Source organism: Streptomyces recifensis, assembly GCF_002154615.1.
Lineage (GTDB): Bacteria > Actinomycetota > Actinomycetes > Streptomycetales > Streptomycetaceae > Streptomyces > Streptomyces griseoluteus.
On record NZ_MUNH01000079.1, the window covers coordinates 1 to 3,247 of the forward strand.

The 3,247-nt window shown below is 73.8% G+C and carries 1 protein-coding gene; it reads left to right on the forward strand.

Annotated features, from left to right (window positions below; genetic code table 11):
* Positions 1-3,247 (forward strand): DEAD/DEAH box helicase (locus tag CCN33_RS05225; RefSeq protein WP_140394469.1); only part of this gene is annotated, 3,247 nt, incomplete at both ends.

Below are 3,247 nucleotides of genomic sequence, written 5' to 3' on the forward strand. Positions count from 1 at the left end.
CCGCGACCCGCGAATGGTTCACGGGGGCGTTCCACGCGCCCACCGAGGCCCAGGCCGGCGCGTGGAAGGCCATCAACGAGGGGTCGGACGCGCTGGTGGTGGCGCCGACCGGCTCCGGCAAGACGCTGGCCGCCTTCCTCGCCGCCCTGGACCAGCTGGCCTCCACCCCGCCCCCGGCCGACCCGAAGAAGCGCTGCCGGGTGCTGTACGTGTCCCCGCTGAAGGCGCTCGCGGTCGATGTGGAGCGCAATCTGCGCAGCCCGCTGACGGGCATCCGCCAGGAGTCCGTGCGCCTGGGCCTGCCCGAGCCCGAGATCAAGGTGGGCATCCGCTCCGGCGACACCCCGCCCGCCGAGCGGCGCGCCCTGGTCACCCGGCCGCCGGACATCCTGATCACCACCCCCGAGTCGCTTTTCCTGATGCTGACCTCGTCGGCGCGGGACGCGCTCACCGGCATCGAGACCGTGATCCTGGACGAGGTGCACGCGGTCGCGGGCACCAAGCGCGGCGCGCATCTCGCACTGTCCCTGGAGCGGCTCGACGAGCTGCTGCCCAGGCCCGCCCGCCGGATCGGCCTGTCGGCGACCGTGCGGCCGGTGGACGAGGTGGCCCGCTATCTCTCGCCCCGGCGCAAGGTGGAGATCGTCCAGCCCGAGTCGGGCAAGGAGTTCGACCTCTCGGTGGTCGTGCCCGTCGAGGACATGGGCGAGCTGGGCGGCTCCCCGGCGGCCGACGGCGACGACAAGGCGGAGAAGCCCTCGATCTGGCCGCACGTCGAGGAGAAGATCGCCGACCTGGTCCAGTCCCACCGCTCGACCATCGTGTTCGCCAACTCGCGCCGGCTGGCCGAGCGGCTGTGCAACCGGCTCAACGAGATCGCCTACGAGCGCGCCACCGGCGAGAAGCTGGACGAGCACCACTCCCCGGCCGAGCTGATGGGCGGCTCGGGCGCGGCCCAGGGCGCCCCACAGGTGATCGCCCGCGCGCACCACGGCTCGGTCTCCAAGGAGCAGCGCGCGCTCGTCGAGGAGGACCTGAAGGCCGGGCGGCTGCCCGCCGTGGTGGCCACCTCCAGCCTGGAGCTGGGCATCGACATGGGCGCCGTCGACCTGGTCGTCCAGGTCGAGTCCCCGCCCTCGGTCGCCTCCGGCCTCCAGCGCGTGGGCCGCGCCGGGCACCAGGTGGGTGCCGTCTCCACCGGTGTGGTCTTCCCCAAGTACCGGGGTGACCTGGTGCAGGCGGCCGTGGTCACCGAGCGGATGCGCTCGGGCGGGATCGAGTCGCTGCGGGTGCCGTCCAACCCGCTGGACGTACTGGCCCAGCAGATCGTCGCCATGACGGCGCTGGACACCTGGCAGTTCGACGACCTGCTGGCCACCGTGCGGCGCGCGGCCCCCTTCGCCTCGCTCCCCGAGTCCGCGTTCACCGCCACCCTGGACATGCTCGCGGGCCGCTACCCCTCGGACGCGTTCGCGGAACTGCGCCCCCGTGTGGTGTGGGACCGCGTGGCCGGAACCATCAGCGGCAGGCCCGGCGCCCAGCGGCTCGCCGTCACCTCCGGCGGCACCATCCCCGACCGGGGCCTGTTCGGCGTCTTCCTCGCCGGTTCCGACCCCAAGAAGGGCGGCGGCCGGGTCGGCGAGCTGGACGAGGAGATGGTGTACGAGTCCCGCGTGGGCGACGTCTTCACGCTGGGCACGAGTTCCTGGCGTATCGAGGACATCACCCGCGACCGGGTCCTGGTCTCCCCCGCGCCCGGTGTGCCGGGCCGGCTGCCGTTCTGGAAGGGCGACCAGCTCGACCGCCCGCTCGAACTGGGCCGCGCGCTCGGCGCGTTCCTGCGCGAGGTCGGCGCACTGTCCGAGGAGGACGCCCGGCTGCGCCTGCTCACCGCGGGCCTGGACGCGTGGGCGGCGGACAACGTCCTGTCCTACCTGGCCGAGCAGCGCGAGGCGTGCGGGCACGTCCCGGACGACCGCACCATCGTCGTGGAGCGCTTCCGGGACGAGCTGGGCGACTGGCGGGTCGTGATCCACTCGCCCTTCGGCGCCCAGGTGCACGCCCCCTGGGCGCTCGCGCTGGGCGCCCGCCTCTCCGAGCGGTACGGCATGGACGCACAGGTCATGCACGCCGATGACGGCATCGTGCTGCGCCTGCCCGACGCCGACCTGATGGGCCTGGACCTGCTGGACCAGAGCCCCGGCAAGGTCGGCATGGACTATGACGGCGAACAGGCCCCGGTCGGCGCGGCGGACGTCGCCTTCGACAAGAGCGAGATCGACCAGGTCGTCACCGACCAGGTCGGCGGCTCGGCCCTGTTCGCCTCCCGCTTCCGGGAGTGCGCCGCCCGCGCGCTGCTGCTGCCGCGCCGCAACCCCGGCAAGCGCACCCCGCTGTGGCAGCAGCGCCAGCGCGCCGCTCAGCTGCTGGAGGTGGCGAGCGAGTTCGGGTCCTTCCCGATCGTCCTGGAGGCGATCCGCGAGTGCCTCCAGGACGTGTTCGACGTGCCCGGCCTGGTCGAGCTGATGGGCGACATCGAGTCCCGCAAGGTCAGCCTGGTCGAGGTCACCACCCCCGAACCCTCCCCGTTCGCCCGCTCCCTGCTGTTCGGTTACGTCGCCCAGTTCCTCTACGAGGGCGACTCCCCGCTCGCCGAGCGCCGTGCCGCCGCGCTCTCCCTGGACTCCCGGCTGCTGGCCGAGCTGCTGGGCCAGGCGGAGCTGCGGGAGCTGCTCGACGCCGAGGTGCTGACCGAGCTGGAGCGCGAACTCCAGTGGCTCACCGAGGACCGGCGGGCCAAGGACCCGGAGAGCGTCGCGGACCTGCTCCGGCTGCTGGGCCCGCTGACCGACGCCGAGCTGGCCGAGCGGGGCGCCGAGCCGGAGTGGGCACGTGAACTGGCCGCCGCCCGCCGCGTCATCAGGGTGCGTGTCGCGGGTGCGGACCACTGGGCGGCCGTCGAGGACGCGGGCCGTCTGCGCGACGCACTGGGCACCGCGCTGCCGGTGGGTGTCCCCGAGGCCTTCACCGAGCCGGTGAAGGACCCGCTCGGCGACCTCCTCGCGCGCTACGCCCGTACTCACGGCCCCTTCATTTCGGCCTCCGCCGCCGCGCGCTTCGGTCTGGGCGTCGCGGTCACCGAGGGCGCCCTCCAGCGGCTGGCCGCCGGCGGCCGGGTCGTGCAGGGCGAGTTCCATCCGGCGGGCATCGGCCAGGAGTGGTGCGACGCCACGGTGCTCCGCCGGCT